Here is a 20,535-nt window from a genome sequence, read left to right on the forward strand (position 1 = left end):
CGGCGCGCCACCAAAACGACAAATGCCCAAACGAATCAAGGCAAAAGGCGCGGCCCAGCGCCAGTATGGCGCAAGTCGTCATCAGGATTGCGAAGGGGACAGGCATCAAGAGACAGACAGCCACAGCCGATGCAGGTGTCGAGCTGGTCACGCAGCGCCGCCATGCTGGCGATCCGCGCATTGAGATCATCGCGCCAGCTGGCAGACAGGCGCCGCCAGTCAGCCGCAGTCGGCGGCCGGTCGGCGGGAAGTGTCGCCAAGGCCTCGGCGATCCGCGCAAGCGGCAAGCCCAGGCGCTGCGCGGTCTTGATGAGGGCGACGCGGCGCAGCACGCCGCGCGGATAGCGGCGCTGGTTTCCCGCACTGCGCCAGCTGCGGATCAGCCCCTCGCGCTCGTAGAAATGCAGGGCCGAAACCGCCACGCCGGCGCGTTCCGCCACCTCGCCGACGCTGAGCGACGCGATCGTTCCAGCTCGAGCCGGGGTTTCCAAATCTTTGCGCTTGATCTCAACCATTGTTGAGGTTCTACATTCCTGGGCGTCCATCGGCAACCAGCAAAGGAATTCCCGGATGAGCGCAACATTGCAGCACCAGATCGACACGACCGCCCAAGAGGCCATGGCGGCGCGATCGGCTTCCAGCATCTTCAGGATAGACACATTCGCATGCCCTATGGCGCACCAGTCCGTCTTCGAGGACCGACTGGCCATAATTCACGGCTATTTCGACACCCTGCCCGGCTGCCTCTATAATCGCGTGGTCCTGTCGGCGGATGAAAATGACAAGATGGTTAAGATTGCCACCATCATCGAGTGGCGCGACCGCCAGGCGTTGGACGCGGCAAAATCCGCCGTTAGCGCTTTCTATGCCAAGTCGGGTTTCGATCCCGCCGCATTCATGGCCGAGCGCGGCATAACAGGTATTTTCGGAGTCTTCCGGCCTATGGAGCGGTGAGCCACAGGCCTCGGATCCAGTGACCGCCAGCCCGTCTCGCAAACATGATCGCCATCCGTCAGGAGTGGCGATCTTTTTTCGAGCCCGCGCTTGACTCGCCCATGGCCCGTCCTTATCTCCAACCTGCTAGCACTCGCCCGAGGGGAGTGCTAATAATATCCACACGGGTCCTTTGCGGACCCGCCCGTGTCATTTGATCGAGGGATTAGACAATGGCAAGCACCAATTTCCGTCCGCTTCACGACCGCGTTGTAGTCAAGCGCGTCGAGTCCGAAGAAAAGACCAAGGGCGGCATCATCATTCCCGATACCGCCAAGGAAAAGCCGGCTGAAGGCGAAATCATCGCTGTCGGCTCCGGCGTTCGCGACGACCACGGCAAGATCGTTCCGCTCGACGTCAAGGTCGGCGACCGCGTTCTGTTCGGCAAGTGGTCGGGCACCGAAGTCAAGCTCGACGGCGTAGACCTTCTGATCATGAAGGAAGCCGACATCATGGGCGTTATCGGCTGATTGAGCCGGTTTACCCTTCCCGAAATCAACAATTCACCAAAGGGCTGATGCCCGGGAGTTTTGAAAATGGCAGCTAAAGAAATCAAATTCGGCCGCACCGCGCGCGAAAAGATGCTGCGCGGCGTCGACATCCTCGCAGACGCTGTGAAGGTTACGCTTGGCCCGAAGGGTCGTAACGTCATCATCGACAAGTCCTTCGGCGCTCCGCGCATCACCAAGGACGGCGTATCGGTCGCCAAGGAAATCGAACTCGAAGACAAGTTCGAAAACATGGGCGCCCAGATGGTCCGCGAAGTTGCTTCGAAGACCAACGACATCGCCGGCGACGGCACCACCACCGCAACGGTTCTCGCCCAGGCCATCGTTCGCGAAGGCGCCAAGGCAGTTGCTGCCGGCATGAACCCGATGGACCTGAAGCGCGGTATCGACCTCGCTGTTGCGGAAGTCGTCAAGGATCTCCAGGCCAAGGCCAAGAAGATCAACACTTCGGAAGAAGTCGCACAGGTCGGCACGATCTCGGCAAACGGCGAGCGTCAGATCGGCCTCGACATTGCTGAAGCCATGCAGAAGGTCGGCAATGAAGGCGTCATCACCGTCGAAGAAGCCAAGACCGCCGAAACCGAACTCGAAGTCGTTGAAGGCATGCAGTTCGACCGCGGTTACCTGTCGCCTTACTTCGTGACCAACCCGGAAAAGATGGTTGCGGACCTCGAAGACGCATACATCCTCCTTCACGAAAAGAAGCTCTCGAACCTCCAGGCCATGCTGCCGGTTCTTGAAGCTGTCGTTCAGACCGGCAAGCCGCTCGTCATCATCGCTGAAGACGTCGAAGGCGAAGCTCTTGCAACGCTCGTCGTCAACAAGCTGCGTGGCGGCCTGAAGATTGCTGCCGTCAAGGCTCCGGGCTTCGGCGATCGCCGCAAGGCCATGCTGGAAGACATCGCCATCCTCACGGGCGGCACCGTCATTTCCGAAGACCTCGGCATCAAGCTCGAAACGGTTACGCTCGACATGCTCGGCCGCGCCAAGAAGGTCTCGATCACCAAGGAAAACACCACTATCGTTGATGGTGCTGGCCAGAAGTCCGACATCGAAGGCCGCGTTGCCCAGATCAAGGCTCAGATCGAGGAAACCACTTCCGACTACGACCGCGAAAAGCTGCAGGAACGTCTTGCCAAGCTCGCTGGCGGTGTTGCCGTGATCCGCGTTGGCGGCTCGACGGAAATCGAAGTGAAGGAAAAGAAGGACCGCATCGACGACGCCCTGAACGCGACGCGCGCTGCTGTTCAGGAAGGCATCGTACCGGGCGGTGGTATCGCCCTGCTGCGTTCCTCGGTCAAGATCACCGTCAAGGGTGCCAACCAGGACCAGGAAGCCGGCATCAACATCGTTCGCCGCGCCCTGCAGGCTCCTTGCCGTCAGATCGCAGAGAACGCTGGTGACGAAGCCTCCATCGTTGTCGGCAAGATCCTCGACAAGGACCAGGAAAACTTCGGCTACAACGCTCAGACCAGCGAATATGGCGACATGATCGCCATGGGCATCATCGACCCGGTCAAGGTCGTTCGCACCGCCCTGCAGGACGCAGCTTCGGTTGCCGGCCTGCTGGTCACCACCGAAGCCATGATCGCCGAACTTCCGAAGAAGGAATCGGCCGGCGGCGGCATGCCTGACATGGGCGGCATGGGCGGCATGGGTGGCATGATGTAATAAGGCGACTGCCTTATTACTGAATAAAACCCCTAGAGCTTCACCCATGCCTATAAGGGGTTCAGCGCGTCAAGCGCGCTGAACTGGCGGCACGGGTGGCGTGATGTGATAGGCGAAAGCCTGCCACACGGACCCAAACGGTTACGGAAAGGGCGGTCTTCGGACCGCCCTTTTTGCTTTGTGCGATTCGACAGATGCATCGCCGACAAGCCGATCGGGGTCCTCCCGTCACAACGGCTTCATACAACCCCACGTCACTTCCGACCTTTCGTTTCTACTCACATTCGGACATATTAATGAAACCTGCAATATCGCTCGCCATCCCGGCGTCACCGACAGAAGCGCGTTTCAGCGCACTCTTTATCCGCCCGCCATCAGATGGATGACCTGCTCAGAGAGGTATCGCAATAGCCAGTTTTGTAACGCGCGGCCAACGAATGAAGCCTCCTCATATTCGGGTTTGCATGCTAACAGTGCCGAATCCCCTACTTCGATAGGGGGTAAGGCAGGCAAAAAAGCGAATATGTGCGATGTTCAAAAAATACACGCAAAGGTAAAAAATCGCATTGCGGACGGCGTGAAATATTTATAACGCTGCGATACAGAATTGAAATTCCATGGTGGAGGCTACGGGGGTGGCGCCACCATTGGTAACTGGCCGACGAGCCAGATACGACGGGGAACGGGGTGGTTGTAACCTATGCGCGAAGCGCCTACTCTACAGCATGCGTTTATGATTAGTTTATAATACTTCGCGCACCTTACGAGCCGCAGGCGTCTGTGACGGACATGTGGCTTGTTCGATCGCGAAAAGAATGAAATCGACGGGCGCTTTCACGCGGCCGAAATTGAAACTGATCCGAGAGCAATACGCGTAAATCGGCAAATGCCTGGGGACAGCCTTGTTTAAGATTGCCAGAGCCAGCCTTTCAGCACCGTTCAGCATGGGTTTTCCCGAGCGTGAGCGTGAAGACCGCGAGAGCAGTGTTTCCGCTCAGTTCTCCGTTTCGGAGGGCTGGGTCGGTGACCTATCCAATGGTGTAATCAAACTTGGCGAACGGGCAACCCAGCTGCATGGGCTCAACAACCCGGAGTGCGGTCTTCTCAGCATGATGCGCTGCTACGATCCCAATGACCGCTCTCATATTCTCGAGCTTTTCGAACAGGCGGCAACCGCGTCCTCGCACTTCTGCTATTCCACGACGATCAGCCTATCGAATGGCCATCGCCAGCCCGTTTTCTGCATCGGCGAGTCCGATGGACTGGAACAGTCGTGTGCCGGACGCATGCTCGGCATTTTCGTCTTCCCGCGCTTCAGGCTGGTCGCCCCGGCGACCGTTCGCGCCTACTCCTGATTCAATCCTTCCAAAGGTCGACCACAAGGACGGCAAAGGTGTATCCGCTCGCCCTCATCGTTTCTCTTTAGCGAACGATCAGTCAAAGATTGTCCGCCTATCGCCGACAATCAAGACATGAAACAACCGCTCCAGGAAATCAAACAGCAAGGCACGCGCCACTCCGGTCGCCCGTGCCCCAGGAGCCGAACATGTCCAACAGCAACAATGCCCTCATCCTTATCGCCCGCGTCCTTCTCTCCTTCATTTTCATCTATTCCGGCTTCGGCAAGCTGATCGACCCGGCCGGCACAGCCGGCATGATCACCGGTGCCGGCCTGCCCGCCGCGACTGCGCTTGCCTATCTCGCCGGCCTGTTCGAATTCGTCGCCGGCCTGTTCGTTCTCGTCGGCTTCCAGACCAAGATCGCCGGCTGGCTGCTCGCTCTCTTCTGTGTCTTCACCGGTCTCGTGTTCCATTCGGGCACCGTTGCCATCGAGGGCTGGCCGGAAGGTGCGCTCGGTTGGATCAACACGCTGAACCAGATCATGATGATGAAGAACATCACGCTGGCCGGCGCCTACATCCTGCTCGCCACCTTCGGCCCGGGCGCCTACTCGCTCGACGCCCGCCGCGGTGCCGCCGTCGCAGCCTGAGGTAGTCCCTGCCCTTCATCGTACGGATAGAGAAAGCCGCCGGAGCGATCCGGCGGCTTTTATTTGTATCGTCTTTCCGTTGTGACATAGTGCTGCGGCTGAACAACACGGGAGACAGCTGTGATGATACTGAAAGCCCTTTTTACATCCCTATCGCTTTCCCTGCTCGCGGGCGTTGCCGCGGCCGAAGACGTCGCCAAGCCGAAGCTTGGCCCGGAAGCTATTCCGATCACCACGGACCACGCTTACCTCAGCACAGCCGCAGCGCCCGACTACTGGGCAATCTCTCCCTATTACATCCACCAGCAAACCTCTTCCGCCTGCTCGCTGGCCTCGATCACGATTGCCGTTAACACCATGCGCGGACTGCCGGCGCTATCTGAAAACACGCTGGTGACGCAGAACAACCTTCTCGAAGCGACCAAGGATAAGCGCTGGGCCGAGCAGGCGGCAGAAGAGGGCGACGGCGTCACCTTCGCCGACCTGGTCGCGGACACAGCGCAAAGCCTGAAGGCATTCGACATCAAGGCCGAGGTAACGGCGGCACAGCCGACCAAGGACAAGGCCGCAACGCTTGAGGCTTTCCGGGCGATGCTGGTTGAAAACGAAACCTCGGCCAAGGACATGGTGCTGATCTACTTCAACCAGGGTGTCGTCACCGGCGACTGGGACGGGCCGCATGTCTCGCCAATCGGCGCCTATGACGCGGCGACCGATCGGGTCCTGATCATGGATGTCGACCGCGAATGGTATGTACCTTACTGGACCAAGACCGAAACGCTGTTCAAGGCCTTCCAGCGCCCGGCACCTGCCGACCAGGGCGTGCTCGCCGGCGAGACCGGCGGCTGGGTACGCATCACCAAGAGCTGAGCTGGACGAGCGGGGTTGCCTGATGCGAACGCGGGCAACCCTTCCCAAGAACAAGCCGGGCCTCGCCCTCCCCGCCCAAGGATCAAAGGATGGCGCGAACCGCTTCTATGATTCTTGCCACGGCGGCATTGCCCTCATGCTCGGCCTTGCGGGCCCGTACCAGGCAGGCCTCGGAGCGCAGGATCACGCCATCGGACAGGATCTTCAGATGGTTGGCCTTGAGCGTCGAGCCGGTCGAGGTGATGTCGACGATGATGTCTGCCTGGCCGGCAGCCGGGGCCCCTTCCGTCGCGCCGAGACTTTCGACGATGCGGTAGAGCTGAATGCCGTGCTGACGTGAGAAAAACTGCTGGGTGAGGCGCCAGTATTTGGTGGCGATCGCCAGCCGGCGACCATGGCGGGCACGGAAATCGGCAGCCACATCGCCGAGATCGGCCATGCTGTCAACGTCAAGCCAGATCTCCGGCACGGCGACAACCACGTCTGCATGGCCGAAGCCGAGACGGGCGCAGATCTCGACACGGCTGTCGGCTTCCGCCAGCCCCTCGCGGATCAGGTCCTCGCCGGTGACGCCGAAATCGACGGTGCCGGCGCCGATTTCCCGCGAGATTTCAGAGGCCGAGAGAAAAGCGATCTCGATGTCATCGGCACCTTCGACGCGACCACGATAGGAGCGGTCGTTGCCGACGGCGACGATCTTCATGCCGGCCTTTTCGAAAATGGCCGATGCGTCGTCCTTCATCCGGCCTTTGGAGGGCAACCCGATGGTGATGGTCATTTTGCCGCCCTCGCGGTTTCGATACGATCGAGCCAGAGCGAAAAGCCGACGGCCGGTATATGATCTTCGGCGCCCAACAGCGTCAACAGCCGGTCGAAACGACCGCCGCCGGCCAGAACTGCCGGCTCCTCGGCTATCCCGATCTCGAAGACGAGGCCGGTATAATAGTCGAGCGGACGGCCGAAGGCGGCGCGATAGTTGATCCGGCCAAGGTCGAGGCCGAGATTGGCAAGCGCCGCAACCCGCTCGTCGAAACGCGACAAGGCCGGGCCGAGCCGCAGGCCCGCCGCGTCGGCAAAGCCGGACAGTGCGGCCGAAGCTTCCGACAAGGGTAATTCGAGCGAGAGGAACTCGCGCAGCAAAAGAAGAGCTGCGCCATCAAGACGAGTCTCGGCCAGTTCCAGCTTCTCTTTGAGGCGCGTGGCGATCTCTCTTGGCGAACGGCTGGCATTGGTCGAATAGCCGGTCGCCTGCATGGTGTCGTCGAGGTGGGCGATCAGCGCCCTATCGTCGCCGGAAGCAAGCAGCGCCGTCACCATCGGGTCAAACCCCTGGACATGGTTGGGGCTTGCGAGTTTCTTCAGCAACTGGTCGAGCTGCTCGGAATTACCGAAGGCCTGAATCAGGCGCTTTTGCCAGCCTGCCGGCAAGCCGAGCGCCTTGACCACGGCTTCGAACACCGCCTGATCGCCGAGTGTCACCGCCAGCGGTTTTCCCGGCAGCAGGCGGGCAAGGACGGCGCAGGCATCACCGATGGCGCGGGCATCTGCGCTGGCAATGCCGGTATCGCCGAGATCCTCGATGCCGGCCTGGTAGAACTCATTGGCGCCATCGCGGCGCTGGCGAAAGACCTCGCCGAGATAGGCATAGCGCTTCGGCGTACCGGTCGCGGTCTCGATATGGCGCAGACAGACAGGAATGGTGAATTCTGGCCTGAGGCAAAGGCTTTCGCCGCGCTCGTTCTCGGTCATGAAAATGCGACGGCGCAGGTCTTCACCCGCCATGTCGAGAAAGGGCTCTGCCGGCTGGATGACAGGCGTGTCGACGCGCACAGTCGAGCGCGCGGCAAACTCATCGAGAAGCATGCCGGCAAAATCCGGCATATTGATCAATGGCATGGGAAGACTCCCTCCATGCTGAAGGCACGTCCCCTCTGACCCGCCAGCCATCTCCCCCACAAGCGGGGCGACGAAATGCCGTATCCGCTCGCGTGCATGGAAGCCTTGAGACGTGGTGTTTTTCCTGTTGCGCCTGGCGCACGTGCGATAGCGGGCAGTGGCCGCATCGCTGCGGCTTGCGGCAGGCTCCGACCTGACCTCTCCCCCTTGTGCGGAGGGGTGGGGAGGAGATAGCCCAAGAACTCAGACATCGGCCTGCTTCGCCCGGCGACGGTCCTCGGCCTGGGCGGCAAGGATTTCCCTGACCTTGGCGACCAGGTCTGCTTCCGACACCACCTCCTGCGCGACGCGGGCCTCGCGCCATTCGGCATTGTCGGAGATCTCACCCGACAGCCGCTTGCCCTCGATCAGGTCCTTGATCTGCACCACCCCTTGCGCACGCTCGTCGCCGCCCTGGATGATGGCAATCGGTGAGCCGCGGCGGTCGGCATATTTCAGCTGGTTGCCGAACTTCTTCCAATTGCCCTGATACATTTCGGCGCGGATGCCCTCGTTGCGCAGTGCCTGGGTGAAGCGCTGGTAGCGGCCCATGCTCTCGACATCGCCGTCCATGACGGTGACCAGCACCGGCGCCAGGACTTCGTCCGCGCCGAGCTTGCCGAGGTTCTTCAGAGCCGTCATCAGGCGCGAGACACCGATCGAGAAGCCCGTGGCCGGAACCGGCTGGCCCATGAAGCGCGAGACGAGCCCGTCATAACGCCCACCGCCGCCGACCGAACCGAAGACGACCTTCTCGCCCTTCTCATTGGTGACGTCGAAGGTGAGTTCGGCTTCGTAGACGGGGCCGGTATAGTATTCGAGGCCGCGAACGACAGACGGATCGATCTTGATGCGATCCGGACCATAGCCCGCTCCCATGACCAAGCTGCGGATGGTGTTCAGTTCGTCGACGCCTTCAACACCCTTCTCGGTACCTGCGACCAGTTCGGCCAGATGCACCGCGCTTTCGACGTAATCGGTGATGCCGACGAAGAAGAGGACCTTTTCGATTTGCTCCGCATTGAGGCCGGCTCCCTTGGTGAAGTCGCCAGACTCGTCCTTGCGGCCCTCGCCAAGCAAGAGCGTCACGCCTTCCGTCCCGAACTTGTCGAGCTTGTCGATGGCGCGCAGCACGGTCAAGCGGCGAGCAAAGTTCTCATCGCCGCCGACGCCGATCGCTTCCATCACGCCATCCAAAACCTTGCGGTTGTTGACGCGGATCACATAATCACCGCGCTTGATGCCGAGGGCTTCCATGGTATCGGCCATCATCATGCACATTTCGGCATCCGACTGGACGCCGGGGGCGCCGACGCTATCGGCATCGAACTGCATGAACTGGCGGAAACGGCCGGGGCCGGGCTTCTCGTTGCGGAAGACATAGCCGGCGCGGTAGGTGCGATAGGGCAGCTGGATCTCGTTGAAATTCTCAGCGACATGGCGAGCGAGCGGCGCAGTCAGGTCATAGCGCAGCGACATCCACTGCTCATCATCGTCCAGCAGCGAGAACACACCCTCGTTCGGCCGATCGGCATCAGGCAGGAATTTTCCCAGCGCGTCGGTATATTCAAACAGCGGCGTTTCGACCGGATCGAAGCCATAGCGCTCGTAGACCTCGCGGATCTTCGCAGTCATCTCGTTGACAGCGCGAATGTCGGCCGCTTCGCGATCAACGAAGCCGCGCGGCAGGCGGGCTTTGAGTTTTTGCGGCTTCTTGTTCTTTTCGCTCATGATGCGGGCACCGGATTCCATCGTTTTCAAGTGCCGGTGTCTTAGAGGATCAAGGATTTGGCGACAAGAGCCGAGAGACAGCGAAGGGGTGCCCAATGCCGGAAAGTGGTCGTGGCGAGTGGCATATTCGGGGATGAAAACAAAGAGCCGGCCTATTTGAAGAGAAATAGGCACGTCTCAAAGGCCCAAAACAGATTGCGGACGGCTTGCAGGGTTCGAGGCTCGACCAGTATTGGCGTTACCGGCTTGGCGACAACCGGATCATCTGCGATATCCACGATCATAAGCTGGTCGTGCTCATCATAGAGATCGACCAGTACTCGCAAGTCTACCGGTAGTCCATGATCCTCGAAGCCCTGAATTATGCCGCCAGCTGGCCACTGACCACGCCCGGTCATCGCCCTTTCATCCGCTATTCGGTCAATCTCTGGTCGCGGGCCGCCCGCTGTTCCAGCGACTGGCGGACGCACGAGGAAAACTGCAAGGCGGCAGTACTTGCGGCGGTAGCCGGGCTCAAGCAGCGGCGCACCGCCGTCGTGCTTGGTTCCGGCCTGCTGCGCGACGTGCCGATCATCGAGCTTTCGCGCGCTTTCGACACCGTGGTTCTGTTCGATCTGGTGCATCTTGCCAGCGTTCGGAGCTGGCTGGCCCGAAAGCGCCTTAAGAACATTCGGCTGATCGAGCGTGACCTTTCCGGCTACGCGGACCTTGCGGCCGGCAAGGAGCCCGATCCGCTCGGCTTTCTGCGACAGCTGCCCTATCTCGACTTCGTCGTCTCGGCCAATCTGCTGTCGCAGATCGGCATGGGGGCAAGCAAGCGGCTGGAACGGGATGCGAACCAAAGCACAATGCCGGACGATACAGTGGCGCGCCTGATCCGCGCCCATCTGGCCGGCCTGGGCAATCTTGCGGCCGACATCTGCCTGTTGACCGATATTGCCTACGAGGTGATCGATCGCACCGGCAAGGTCCACGAGCGCTTCGACCTGCTGCATGGCGTGGCGGTCCCCGAACATTGCGCGGAATGGCTGTGGCCGGTCGCGCCGCTCGGCGAAGAGAGCAAGGATTACCGGGTCGTACATCGGGTGATTGCGGCCTGAACCCTGCCGGACAGAGCGCAGATCACGAAATCGAGACCGGCCTTGCTTTCGACAAAAGCCCGCTTACCTTCGGCGTCATGAAATTGCTCGTCCGCACTTTTCTCGCGCTTGCCGCTCTGACCTATGCCGCCATGCCCTTTGCCGGCATGGCGGCGGTGACTCCGGCCGGTCCAGGCGGGGCCGTGGCGAACATGGTCGCAGAGGTGGTGGAAACCGGTCAGACCATGCCCGGCCATGCGAAGCAAGCCGTGGAAAAGGTGCCGATGGATACCGTTTCGTCAGACGCCGATTGCCCGCATACCGACTTGTCAACCGGCAAGTTGTCCGGCAAGTCTGATCGGGCGCTGCATTGCGCCGCCTGCCTGACCTTGGCGGCCGATCTTCGCATTGCGACTTTCGGCAGACAGGCGCGCGCCGCCGAGGCGCAGACGATCATGGTCGTCTTCACCTCCTGGCCGGCTGCGCCGCTCGATCCCCCTCCCCGCGTCTGACGAACCCGATTTCAAACCTGCGGCGCCTTTGCGCCGAGCTCTCAATTCCGTCTGATAGACAAAGGAAGCACAATGCTCACCAAAGCACTCTTTACAGCTTGCGCCGTTCTTATCGCCACCACCGCCTCAGCCGAGGACAGCAGCAGCCACGAAGGCCATACAGCAACAATGGACATGAGCCAGCCGGTCGGCGACCAGTCCCCCTCGAGCCACGCCTTCGCGGCGGTCAATGGCAAGATGCACACCGACATGGCGATCGAATATTCCGGCGATACCGATGCGGACTTCGTGCGCGGCATGATCCCCCATCATCAAGGTGCGATCGACATGGCGCGGATCGAACTGCAATACGGCAAGGATCCGGACATCCGCAAACTCGCCGAAGGGGTGATCAAGGCCCAGGAAGGCGAGATCGCTATGATGAAAGAATGGCTGGCCAAGCACGGCAAGTGATTTTCCTCAACCGGGAAAGCTAGGGCTCGTTCTTCCCCGGCAAGACCTCCCGGCTCATTTTTTCCAGCATGGACGCCGCCTGGCTTGGGCGGCGTTCCTTGTGCCGCAGGATGGAAAACTGCCGTGCAGGCAAGGCGAAGTTCGCCGCGACGACGTCGCCGTCGTGAAGCCGACCGGCAGCCGCCATCCCGGACACGACGGCAGCGCAACGACCGGCAACAACGGCCGAGAGCACCGCCTCATTGGATGGCAGCGTCAGCACGGTGCGCAAGCGTGCGGGATCCTCGCCCAGACGCCGCAGGGTCTCCTCGAACGTCGAACGGGTACCCGATCCCTCCTCGCGCATCACCCAGCCGCTCTCCTCGATCAGTTGACGCGGCGACAGGGGCCGCCCGTCGGCAAACGGATGGTCCGCTGCGGTCACGACCAGAAGAGCATCGTCTGCCACCTTGGCGACCGCGAGCGCGGGGTCATTGATCACTCCCTCGATGAAACCGACGTCGGCCTCGCCCTGGCTTACGGCCTGCGCGACCGAGCGGGTGTTGCCGATCGTCAGAGCGAGTTCGATGCCCGGATAGTTGGCATGAAAACGCATCAGCACCGGCGGCAGCCAATAGCTTGCCACCGTCTGGCTGGCATGGATGCCGATCCGGCCGCGCGACAGTCCGCCCAGTTCCGACAGCATCAGTTCGGCAGCCCGCGCCCGGGCAAGGGTCGCACGCGCCTCGTCGAGGAAAAGCCGCCCCTCGGCCGTCAATTCGATGCGGCGTCCGACACGATGAAACAGCGCCACCCGATAATAGGCCTCGAGATTGCGGATGGCGGCGCTGACCGCGGACGGCGTCAGACCGATCGCAGCCGCGGCGCGCGTCAGGTGCTCACGCTCGGCAACGGCGACGAAGATGGAAAGCTGTTCGAACGTCATGGCAAACCATTCGTTTTTATCGAATAATTCATACGGAATTATGCGATGGAAGTCGAGAGTTACACGCGCGACAACAGCCCGGTCATCAACTGGTCTCCGTCTTCATGATCTCCTCATCTCGCTTGCTCTCATATCTTCCCGGCCTTGCCCTGTCCGTCACGGTCGCAACCGCCGCCTTGCTTGTCGAAAAGGCCGAACTTGCGGTATTCGACACCCGTCCGATCGAAAGCCTGGTCTTTGCCATTCTTCTCGGCACGGCGCTGCGCTCCGGGTTCAGGCTTTCGCCCGCCTTCACCCCCGGTATCAATCTGTCGGCACATTTTCTGCTGGAATGCGCGATCGTCGCCCTTGGCGCCTCGATAAGCTTCACGGCCATTCGCGAGGCCGGGCCGCAGCTCGTGGCGGGTATTGGCGTGGTCGTGCTTCTGTCTATTGCGACCAGTTTTTCCCTCGGCCGCCTGCTCGGTCTTAAGCCGAAGCTCGCCTTTCTCATTGCCTTCGGCAATTCGATCTGCGGAAACTCCGCGATCGCCGCATCGGCGCCGGTGATCGGAGCCAGCGCCGAGGACGTGGCCGCGTCGATCGCCTTTACCGCCGTGCTCGGCGTGGTCGCCGTGCTGACCATGCCTCTAATGAGCATCGCCGCCCATCTCTCAGCGGTTCAATACGGGGTGTTTGCCGGGCTGACGGTCTATGCCGTACCGCAGGTTCTGGCGGCGACGGCACCGATCGGGCTTGTCAGCCTGCAAACCGGGACGCTGGTCAAGCTCACCCGCGTGCTGATGCTCGGTCCGCTGTTGTTCATCGTCGGCATCGCACGCGGCCTTGGCGGCCGGCGCGTGTCCATAACTCATGTCTTGCCCTGGTTCATCGTCGGCTTTGCCATCATGGCGGCGCTGCGATCAGCCGACCTCATTACACCCGCGCCGCTTGCGCTGCTCTCCGCAACCTCGAGCCTGCTGACCACCGTGGCCATGGCAGGGCTGGGCCTCTCCGTCGACGTGCGCAGCCTCAGGCAGGCGGGCGGGCGGGTGGTCCTGGCAGCGCTCGCCTCGCTTCTCGCGCTCGGTTGCCTCAGCATGACCATGATCACGCTGATCGGCGTGGCGTGATCATCACCTAGCCTCGCCATTGCCAAGATAAGGCGCTATTTTACATCATTCATCTGGCAATAGAGAGACCTGCATGAACACGCGACCCCTTGCCGTGATCGGCTTCGACGCCGACGACACACTCTGGCAAAACGAACAGTTCTACCGCCTGACGGAAGAGCATTTCCGCGGGCTGCTTGCGGATTTCGCCGAAGGCGAGCAGATCTCGCAGCGGCTACTGGAGGCAGAGAAGCGCAATCTTTCCCACTACGGCTTCGGCATCAAGGGCTTCACGCTGTCGATGATCGAGACCGCGCTGGATGTGACCGAGGGCCGGGTCCCGACAGAGGTGATCGGCCAGATCCTGTCGATCGGCCGGGACCTTCTCCGCCACCCGGTCGAGACCATGCCCCATGCCCGCGATGTTCTGGAGACGTTGGCAGGCGACTACTACCTGGTGCTGATCACCAAGGGCGATCTGTTCGATCAGGAGCGAAAGCTGGCCCAGTCAGGGCTCGGCGACTATTTCGACGCGGTGGAGATCGTCTCGGACAAATCGGCCACCACCTATCGTCGCATCTTCGGCAAGGCCGGCGACGGGCCGGAACGAGCGATGATGATCGGCAATTCGTTGAAATCCGACATCGTGCCCGCGATCGCCGCCGGAGCTTGGGGTGTGTTCGTGCCGCATGAGCTAACCTGGGTGCTGGAGCAGGTGGAAAAGCCGGCGGAGGCTCCACGCTTCCGCGAGATCGCCAACCTTGGCGAACTCCTTCCACTGATCCGCGAAATCGGCCGGTAGCACAGGGAACAGAAATGCGATCATTCGATGAAATCTGGAAGATTGCCGCCGACCGGAAGGGCGGTGATGGCGCGGTGGAAGCCGCACTGCAGTTTCCGAAGGCAAGGGACGAGATCGCCGCGACACCGGACGACCGTCTTCTGTCATTGATGACCAAGTGCATTTTCCAGTCCGGCTTCAACTGGAAGGTCGTGGAAGCCATGTGGCTGGGCTTCGAGGCGGTGTTCGACGGCTTCAACATCGCGCGCTGCGCCATGCTCCATGACGAGGATTTCGAACGGCTGGTCTCCGATACGCGCATTGTCCGGCATGGCCCGAAGATCCGCTCCGTTCAGCAAAACGCGGTCTTCCTGTCGGATCTGGCGCGCGAATACGGCAGCCCCGCCCGCTTCTTCGCCGACTGGCCGGCGGACGACTATTTCGGGCTCCTCGACATTATCAAGAAGCGCGGCTCACGGCTCGGAGGGAACACAGGCCAGTATTTCCTACGCTTTGCCGGCATCGACGGTTTCATCCTGTCGCAAGGCGTGGTGAATCGCCTGATCGCCGAGGGCGTGGTGGACAAGACGCCCTCCTCGGCAAAGGACAAGGCTGCGGCTCAGACCGCCTTCAACGGCTGGCGCGCGCAATCCGGCCGCTCGCTGACCGAGATCAGCCGGGTGCTGGCGATCAGCATCGACTGAACGGCATCATCACGGACGAACGAACTGCGCCCGCTGAACCTCCAGCGGCTCGCGACAGCAACAGCCCTCGATATGGTCGTTGACCAGGCCCATGGCCTGCATGAAGGCATAAACGGTGGTCGGGCCAACGAAGGACCAACCGCGTTTCTTCAGGTCCTTCGACAGGCGCACGGAGGTCGGCGAGGTCGGATTAGCCCTTAGCGTCGCCAGATCAATGCGAGCCGGGCGCTCGTCCGATTGTGGCTCGAAGCCCCAGAAATAGCGGGCGAGCGAACCGAACTCGGCCTGGATATCGATGGCACGACGCGCATTGTTGATGGTCGAGACAATCTTGCCGCGATGCCGGACGATGCCGGCATCGGCGAGACAGCGGGCGATGTCGTCATCGTCGAACTGAGCGACCTTGTGGAAATCGAAGCCGGCGAAGGCCGCGCGGAAATTCTCGCGCTTGCGCAGGATCGTCAGCCAGGAGAGGCCTGACTGGAACCCCTCCAGGCAGATCTTCTCGAACAAGCGGCGATCGTCGGTGACGGGCCTGCCCCATTCCTCGTCGTGGTAGCGACGATAGTCTTCGAGGCCACCATGCCAGAAGCAACGCTCCAGTCCGTCCTCCCCTGTAATCAGGCCTGTCGTTTCCATGCGTGGTGATTCCTTCGTCAGCTGAACGTCGTTTACCATGTTTACCATTTGTTCACTGTTTTTCCAAACGCGCCGCTAACCCTGATGAAAGGTTCACGGGCTCCGCGGCATTTTCATCAACCGCCGTTTACCAATTGTCGCGACGACGCTGGCACGATCGGAACGACAGCCTGACAAGGCTTGCTTCTTCGGTCCCATGTAGAGAGTTGTCCGATGTTCGATAAGTCCATTTTCCTGGCCACGCTTGTCGGCCTTTCCGTCACACTGCCCGCCGTTCAGCCCGCTCATGCGGGCGATCGCTATCAGAGCCGCCCGCCGGTCATAGTCAGCCCCGATCTCTCCGCCCCCTGGGTGATGCAGCTCGGCGGCGCCCAGCAACGACCGGTCGTCTATGCGCCGCGCGCCGCGCAGCCACAGGTTCGCACCTATCAGCGCCAGGTACAGCGCCGCGCGCCGCGCACCACGCTTGTCCAGCCGGCGGCCGTGCGGCCGAACAAGCCGGTGCGCACCCAGCTCGACCCGGCCTTCCTGCCGCAAATGGTGGCCTACGACACCCCGCAGAAGCCAGGAACCATCGTCATCGACACCAACAACCGCTTCCTCTATCTGGTGACCGGCAACGGTCAGGCGCGGCGCTACGGCGTTGGCGTCGGCAAGCCAGGTTTCGAATGGGCCGGCCAGCACAAGATCACCGCCAAGAAGGAATGGCCCAGCTGGACGCCGCCAGCCGAGATGATCACCCGCGAGGCGGCCAAAGGCCACTACCTCCCCGCCCGCATGGACGGTGGTCCGGAAAATCCGCTCGGCGCACGCGCCATGTATCTCGGTTCGACGCTCTACCGCATCCACGGCACCAACGCCCCTTGGACGATCGGCAACGGCGTTTCATCCGGGTGCATCCGCATGCGCAATGAAGACGTCGTTGACCTTTACGAGCGCGTCAATGTCGGCACCAGCGTGATTGTCATGTAGAGCCACGTGGTTCTTCTTGGCCGGACCAAGTCTCGGTCCGGCCTCCATTAAATTTTAATGAGACGATGCTTAAGGACTTGCATCGGCATGGGAGTTGGCTAGGCTCGCAACCCTTATGATTTGGGGGATTGCAGCATGAAGAAATACCTGGCCGCCGTTGCGGTCGCATCGATCGCCATCGGCGGTCTGATCGCACCGGCTTCTGCAGGCGCCTTTGGCGCCAACCATCCGGCAGCACCAAGCGATGTGACGCTCGTTGTCCAGCAGAAGCAACCGGCAGAGAAGTTCAAGCGTCGTGCCGTACGCCTGATCACCGACGAAAAGCCCGGCACGATCATCATCGATACCAACAACAAGTTCCTCTATTACATCGAAGGCAAGAACCGTGCGACCCGCTACGGTGTCGGCGTCGGACGTGAAGGCTTCGGCTGGTCGGGCGTGGTCAATATCGGCCGCAAGGAGGAATGGCCGAGTTGGCGTCCGCCGGCGGAAATGCGCCGTCGTGAAGCCGCAAAAGGTCACCATCTACCGATCGTGCAGGAAGGCGGCATCGATAATCCGCTCGGCGCGCGTGCCATGTATCTTTACAAGGGCGGCCGCGACACGATCTTCCGCATCCATGGCACCAACCAGCCCTGGACCATCGGCCTCAACATGTCGTCCGGCTGCATCCGAATGATGAATAAAGACGTCGAACACCTCTACCAGCGCGCCGACGTCGGCAACAAGGTTATCGTCGTCGGCCCCGGCAACCGCCAGGGCAAGGTGAGCTTCGAAGACAAGGGCATCGATATCCTGCGCACGATGTTCGGCGGCTGATTGTCGCCATTGGCTCTTCAACAGGCGCGGGAAGTGGCATGCTCCCGCGCCTGTTTGCGTCGTGACGGTCGATAGTCGATCGGCAGAACAGAAGAACGCACCACTTCGAAGTGACGATCGACAAAAAATGTCACCAATTTTGGTCGTTCCGAAAAAGGTGATGCAAAATGGAAACAGACTTGGCGGACAAAATCGCCTATCAAAATGGTGAACATAACCAGATTCGCGGATTGCACCCATGAACACCAAGCTTCGTATCCTGTTCGGCACCACCGCCGTGGCCAGCATCCTTGCCCTGTCTGCCTCCCTGGCCAACGCCGAGATGGCGATTTCGGTCTACGGCGGCGTCCAGTCGGCGCCGCACAGTGATGTCGAGGTCTCGGACCAGCCAGATTTCACCGCCGGTTGGGAAGGTCGTTCCTTCGAAATGCCGCCCTATTACGGCGTGCGCGGTACATGGTGGATGGAAGAACTCGGTCAGCCGAACATCGGTGTCTCGCTCGATTTCACCCATGCCAAGGTTTACGCCAACAAGAGCACGCTGGCAGAAGCCGGCTGGGATCATTTCGAGTTTTCCGACGGCATCAACCTTCTGACGCTGAACGCTCTCTATCGCATGCCGATCGAGGGTACGAAGTTCGTGCCTTATGTCGGCGCCGGCGTCGGCATCAACATTCCGCACGTCGAAGTGACGCGCGCCTCAGGCACGACCTTCGACTACCAGGTCGGCGGCGCCACCGTTCAGGCCCAGGCGGGCGTTGCCTACGACTTCACCAAGAACTGGTCCGGTTTCGTCGAATACAAGGGTAACTACTCCTGGGTCGACGTCGACATCGACAGCGGTGCGACGCTCAAGACCGACGTCATGACCAACGCCGTCAACGCCGGTATCAGCTATCGCTTCTAAGTCGGGTTGACCCGACCAAGGATTATTTGACTTCGCAGAATATCGCGGCCTCGTGCGACAGGATTATGTCGCGCGGGGCCGCTCTCTTTTCGTCGGCGCTTTCGACCGTCAATGTGTAGCGTCCGGTGAAGCGGTCGCGGTTGTCTGCGCTGGCATGTGTGGCGATCGACAGCTCGAAGGTCTGGAATGGCCTTGCGTCGCGGTTGTCGGTATAGATCCGCAGGCGCAGTTCGTCGCCATCCATCCACGACTGCCTCAACATGCCCGAATTGAGCTTGAGACTGGCAAAGGCGTCTGGTGCCTTATCGCTCATGAGGTCGACAATGCCACGGAAGTGGACCAGTCGCTTGCCATCCCGGGCGGCAAAAGCGCTCTCGATCGACATCTTTGCAGCCGGGTCTGAAGCAGCGCAATAAATGCGCGCCGTCGCGGCAGCCGGAAGGGCGCTCGCCGCCAAAAGCAGAGCCGCGGTGATTGTCTTGAGATACATCGGCGTCCTCCTTGCGGGACCTTCCAGGCCCCTTTTGCAGGAAGTACTTTATCAGCAACGCCTTAATGGTTTTGGCCCCGCCGCTCGACGTCCGGACAGCCGGGTGTGCCATTTCTGGGCACCCCGGCCTCTCTTTCTCGATCAGACGCCAAGCTTTGCCGGCTTTGCGCCGCCATAGGCCCAATCCAGCAATTCAATCGTGTGGACGATCGGCACCGCGGTTGCGGAGCCGATCTGCGTCATGCAGCCGATATTGCCGGTGGCGATGACATCCGGCCTTGTCGCCTCGAGATTCTTGACCTTGCGCACCTTCAGCTTTTCGGAAATCTCCGACTGCATGATGTTATAGGTGCCGGCCGAACCGCAGCACAAATGTCCTTCGGCCGGATCGCGCACGGTGAAGCCGGCGTTCTTCAGCAGGATTTTTGGCGCCGTGGTGATCTTCTGGCCATGCTGCATCGAGCAGGCCGAATGATAGGTGACGCTCAGATACTTCTTTTCCATCACCGGCAGATCGAGCGTCGAGAGATATTCGGTCACATCCCTGGCCAGCGCCGAGACGCGCATGGCCTTTTCAGCATAGGCCGGGTCGAGGCGCAGCATGTGGCCATAATCCTTGATCGTCGTGCCGCAGCCGGACGCCGTGATGATGATCGCATCGAGCCCACCACGCTCGATCTCGCGCGTCCAGACATCGACATTGCGCCGGGCGCTGTCGAGCGCCTGGGTCTCGCGACCCATGTGGTGGACCAGCGCGCCGCAGCAACCCTCGCCTTCCGGAACCACCACTTCGACGCCGAGGCGGGTCAGAAGGCGGATGGTGGCGGCATTGATACCGGGATCAAGGACCGGCTGTGCGCAGCCGGTGAGGATCGCCACGCGGCCGCGTTTGTCGGCCTGCGGTGCGTGGGTCGCGGGACGCGCGCTGTCGCCGGCGGCGGGGATGCTGCGCGGGGCCAGATCAAGCATGGCCCCCATCGGCTTCAGCGCCGGGATGCGCTTCAACAGGCCGGCGAAGGGGCGACCGAGCCGGGCAAGACCAAGAGCTGCCCGGAAACGCGCCGGATAGGGCAGCGTCATCGCCAGAATACCGCGCGTCAGCCGGTTGAGCAGCGGCCGCTTGTAGGTCTTTTCGATATGGATACGGGCATGGTCGACCAGGTGCATATAGTCGACGCCGGACGGGCAGGTCGTGGTGCAGGCCAGGCAAGAGAGACAGCGGTCGATATGGGTGACGACCTGCTTGTCGGCAGGGCGGCCGTTTTCCAGCATGTCCTTGATCAGGTAAATGCGGCCACGCGGGCTATCCAGCTCGTTGCCGAGCGTCACATAGGTCGGGCAGGTGGCGGTGCAGAAACCACAATGCACGCATTTGCGAAGAATAGCCTCGGCTTCCGCGACATGCGGATCGGCGAGCTGTTCGGCGGTGAAATTGGTCTGCACGTCGGTTCTCCCGAAGAGCGG

24 protein-coding genes are annotated in these 20,535 nt (G+C 61.2%); 16 read left to right on the forward strand and 8 right to left on the reverse strand.

Annotated elements, in window-relative coordinates; all coding sequences use genetic code 11:
* Window positions 1-35: 35 nt before the first annotated feature.
* Entirely contained in the window at window positions 36-515 is a 480-nt protein-coding gene (soxR, locus tag RNA01_RS10165; RefSeq protein WP_170253408.1) for a redox-sensitive transcriptional activator SoxR, read from the reverse strand.
* Between the two features lie 55 nt (window positions 516-570).
* Here soxR and RNA01_RS10170 point away from each other — a divergent pair, with 55 nt between their 5' ends.
* The 6 genes from RNA01_RS10170 (at window position 571) to RNA01_RS10195 (ending at window position 6,033) form a co-directional block, all read left to right on the forward strand.
* Window positions 571-954 (forward strand): antibiotic biosynthesis monooxygenase family protein, encoded by a 384-nt coding sequence (locus RNA01_RS10170; RefSeq protein WP_147180085.1) that lies wholly within the window; start codon window positions 571-573, stop codon window positions 952-954.
* Between the two features lie 212 nt (window positions 955-1,166).
* The gene (gene groES / locus RNA01_RS10175; protein ID WP_147180087.1) at window positions 1,167-1,463 is read left to right on the forward strand and encodes a co-chaperone GroES; all 297 of its coding nucleotides are present in this window, start codon (window positions 1,167-1,169) and stop codon (window positions 1,461-1,463) included.
* A gap of 66 nt (window positions 1,464-1,529) precedes the next feature.
* The gene (gene groL / locus RNA01_RS10180; protein ID WP_147180089.1) at window positions 1,530-3,173 is read left to right on the forward strand and encodes a chaperonin GroEL; all 1,644 of its coding nucleotides are present in this window, start codon (window positions 1,530-1,532) and stop codon (window positions 3,171-3,173) included.
* Between the two features lie 902 nt (window positions 3,174-4,075).
* Window positions 4,076-4,528 (forward strand): hypothetical protein, encoded by a 453-nt coding sequence (locus tag RNA01_RS10185; protein ID WP_147180091.1) that lies wholly within the window; start codon window positions 4,076-4,078, stop codon window positions 4,526-4,528.
* 191 nt (window positions 4,529-4,719) lie between these two features.
* Window positions 4,720-5,163: a DoxX family protein gene (locus tag RNA01_RS10190; RefSeq protein WP_147180093.1), complete on the forward strand. Its 444-nt coding sequence runs from the start codon at window positions 4,720-4,722 to the stop codon at window positions 5,161-5,163.
* A gap of 123 nt (window positions 5,164-5,286) precedes the next feature.
* Window positions 5,287-6,033, forward strand: coding sequence for a phytochelatin synthase family protein (locus tag RNA01_RS10195; RefSeq protein WP_147180095.1), 747 nt, complete (start codon window positions 5,287-5,289; stop codon window positions 6,031-6,033).
* Window positions 6,034-6,115: 82 nt separating this feature from the next.
* Here RNA01_RS10195 and hisG read toward each other — a convergent pair whose 3' ends face one another.
* From hisG to hisS, 3 genes are all read right to left on the reverse strand, one after another.
* A complete protein-coding gene (gene hisG / locus RNA01_RS10200; protein ID WP_147180096.1) occupies window positions 6,116-6,811 on the reverse strand; it encodes an ATP phosphoribosyltransferase in 696 nt (231 codons plus the stop codon).
* Window positions 6,808-7,929 (reverse strand): ATP phosphoribosyltransferase regulatory subunit, encoded by a 1,122-nt coding sequence (locus tag RNA01_RS10205; RefSeq protein ID WP_147180097.1) that lies wholly within the window; start codon window positions 7,927-7,929, stop codon window positions 6,808-6,810. Before RNA01_RS10205 ends, hisG begins: the two co-directional genes overlap by 4 nt.
* A 243-nt stretch (window positions 7,930-8,172) precedes the next feature.
* Window positions 8,173-9,699: a histidine--tRNA ligase gene (gene hisS, locus RNA01_RS10210; RefSeq protein WP_147180217.1), complete on the reverse strand. Its 1,527-nt coding sequence runs from the start codon at window positions 9,697-9,699 to the stop codon at window positions 8,173-8,175.
* A 206-nt stretch (window positions 9,700-9,905) separates the two neighbouring features.
* Here hisS and RNA01_RS24330 point away from each other — a divergent pair, with 206 nt between their 5' ends.
* The 4 genes from RNA01_RS24330 to copM all read left to right on the forward strand — a co-directional run bounded on the left by RNA01_RS24330 (window position 9,906) and on the right by copM (window position 11,743).
* Window positions 9,906-10,037 carry a type II toxin-antitoxin system RelE family toxin gene (locus RNA01_RS24330; protein ID WP_268906691.1) on the forward strand — a complete coding sequence of 44 codons (132 nt, stop codon included), beginning with the start codon at window positions 9,906-9,908 and terminating at the stop codon, window positions 10,035-10,037.
* A gap of 3 nt (window positions 10,038-10,040) precedes the next feature.
* Window positions 10,041-10,799 (forward strand): hypothetical protein, encoded by a 759-nt coding sequence (locus tag RNA01_RS10215; protein WP_147180098.1) that lies wholly within the window; start codon window positions 10,041-10,043, stop codon window positions 10,797-10,799.
* 77 nt (window positions 10,800-10,876) lie between these two features.
* Window positions 10,877-11,290 (forward strand): hypothetical protein, encoded by a 414-nt coding sequence (locus tag RNA01_RS10220; protein WP_147180099.1) that lies wholly within the window; start codon window positions 10,877-10,879, stop codon window positions 11,288-11,290.
* A gap of 72 nt (window positions 11,291-11,362) precedes the next feature.
* Window positions 11,363-11,743 (forward strand): CopM family metallochaperone, encoded by a 381-nt coding sequence (copM, locus tag RNA01_RS10225; RefSeq protein ID WP_147180100.1) that lies wholly within the window; start codon window positions 11,363-11,365, stop codon window positions 11,741-11,743.
* Between the two features lie 19 nt (window positions 11,744-11,762).
* Here the strand turns inward: copM and RNA01_RS10230 are convergent, their stop codons facing one another.
* Window positions 11,763-12,668 carry a LysR family transcriptional regulator gene (locus tag RNA01_RS10230; protein WP_147180101.1) on the reverse strand — a complete coding sequence of 302 codons (906 nt, stop codon included), beginning with the start codon at window positions 12,666-12,668 and terminating at the stop codon, window positions 11,763-11,765.
* 104 nt (window positions 12,669-12,772) lie between these two features.
* Here RNA01_RS10230 and RNA01_RS10235 point away from each other — a divergent pair, with 104 nt between their 5' ends.
* From RNA01_RS10235 to RNA01_RS10245, 3 genes are all read left to right on the forward strand, one after another.
* Window positions 12,773-13,780, forward strand: coding sequence for a YeiH family protein (locus RNA01_RS10235; RefSeq protein ID WP_147180102.1), 1,008 nt, complete (start codon window positions 12,773-12,775; stop codon window positions 13,778-13,780).
* A gap of 73 nt (window positions 13,781-13,853) precedes the next feature.
* Complete coding sequence (locus RNA01_RS10240; RefSeq protein WP_147180103.1) at window positions 13,854-14,561, forward strand: HAD family hydrolase; 708 nt, start codon at window positions 13,854-13,856, stop codon at window positions 14,559-14,561.
* A gap of 14 nt (window positions 14,562-14,575) precedes the next feature.
* Complete coding sequence (locus RNA01_RS10245; protein ID WP_147180104.1) at window positions 14,576-15,244, forward strand: DNA-3-methyladenine glycosylase I; 669 nt, start codon at window positions 14,576-14,578, stop codon at window positions 15,242-15,244.
* 9 nt (window positions 15,245-15,253) lie between these two features.
* Here the strand turns inward: RNA01_RS10245 and RNA01_RS10250 are convergent, their stop codons facing one another.
* Entirely contained in the window at window positions 15,254-15,883 is a 630-nt protein-coding gene (locus tag RNA01_RS10250) for a DNA-3-methyladenine glycosylase I (RefSeq protein ID WP_147180218.1), read from the reverse strand.
* Window positions 15,884-16,096: 213 nt separating this feature from the next.
* On the opposite strand from RNA01_RS10250, the gene RNA01_RS10255 reads away from it, so the two are divergent.
* The 3 genes from RNA01_RS10255 to RNA01_RS10265 all read left to right on the forward strand — a co-directional run bounded on the left by RNA01_RS10255 (window position 16,097) and on the right by RNA01_RS10265 (window position 18,581).
* Window positions 16,097-16,855, forward strand: a complete 759-nt coding sequence (locus RNA01_RS10255; protein ID WP_147180105.1) for a L,D-transpeptidase — start codon at window positions 16,097-16,099, stop codon at window positions 16,853-16,855.
* Window positions 16,856-16,990: 135 nt separating this feature from the next.
* Entirely contained in the window at window positions 16,991-17,674 is a 684-nt protein-coding gene (locus RNA01_RS10260; RefSeq protein WP_147180106.1) for a L,D-transpeptidase, read from the forward strand.
* 238 nt (window positions 17,675-17,912) lie between these two features.
* Window positions 17,913-18,581 carry an outer membrane protein gene (locus tag RNA01_RS10265; protein ID WP_147180107.1) on the forward strand — a complete coding sequence of 223 codons (669 nt, stop codon included), beginning with the start codon at window positions 17,913-17,915 and terminating at the stop codon, window positions 18,579-18,581.
* Window positions 18,582-18,603: 22 nt separating this feature from the next.
* Here RNA01_RS10265 and RNA01_RS10270 read toward each other — a convergent pair whose 3' ends face one another.
* Window positions 18,604-19,071 (reverse strand): hypothetical protein, encoded by a 468-nt coding sequence (locus RNA01_RS10270; protein WP_147180108.1) that lies wholly within the window; start codon window positions 19,069-19,071, stop codon window positions 18,604-18,606.
* A 141-nt stretch (window positions 19,072-19,212) separates the two neighbouring features.
* Window positions 19,213-20,514: a glycolate oxidase subunit GlcF gene (gene glcF / locus RNA01_RS10275; RefSeq protein ID WP_147180109.1), complete on the reverse strand. Its 1,302-nt coding sequence runs from the start codon at window positions 20,512-20,514 to the stop codon at window positions 19,213-19,215.
* Window positions 20,515-20,535: the final 21 nt, after the last annotated feature.

This window comes from Paenirhizobium naphthalenivorans (genome assembly GCF_007992095.1).
In the GTDB taxonomy this organism is placed as follows: Bacteria; Pseudomonadota; Alphaproteobacteria; order Rhizobiales; family Rhizobiaceae; genus Allorhizobium; species Allorhizobium naphthalenivorans.